The sequence below is a fragment of the Streptomyces lushanensis genome (genome assembly GCF_001700515.1).
Classification (GTDB): Bacteria; Actinomycetota; Actinomycetes; order Streptomycetales; family Streptomycetaceae; genus Streptomyces; species Streptomyces lushanensis.
Genome location: NZ_MAUD01000690.1, coordinates 1 through 314 on the forward strand (window position 1 = coordinate 1; position 314 = coordinate 314).

Here is a 314-nt window from a genome sequence, read left to right on the forward strand (position 1 = left end):
TGATGGGCTTCCCCAAGCCGACCTATCTGCTGGCCAGTACCGACGGCGGTGTCACCGACTGCGCCTCGGTCAAGGGCAAGACCGTCGCGGTCGACGCGGTGGGCGCGCCCAAGGCCCGGGTCGTACATGAAGGCGACCGTCTCGCGCAGTGCCGCGACGATCTTGACCCAGGTGTCCCGGGAGGGGCCGCTGAGCTGGTCCTTGCGGGCGACGAGCACGGTGTAGTGCTGGAGCGGGTCGACACCGGCGAGCGTCATGACCTCGTTGACCTCGGTGCCGGGCTTGATCTTCTCCCGTACGGTGGCCAGCTCGTC

The 314-nt window shown here is 68.5% G+C and carries 1 protein-coding gene; it reads right to left on the bottom strand.

Going from position 1 to position 314, the window contains the following annotated elements; genetic code table 11:
• Positions 1-314 (bottom strand): hypothetical protein (locus BFF77_RS32440; RefSeq protein WP_169922765.1); only part of this gene is annotated, 314 nt, incomplete at both ends.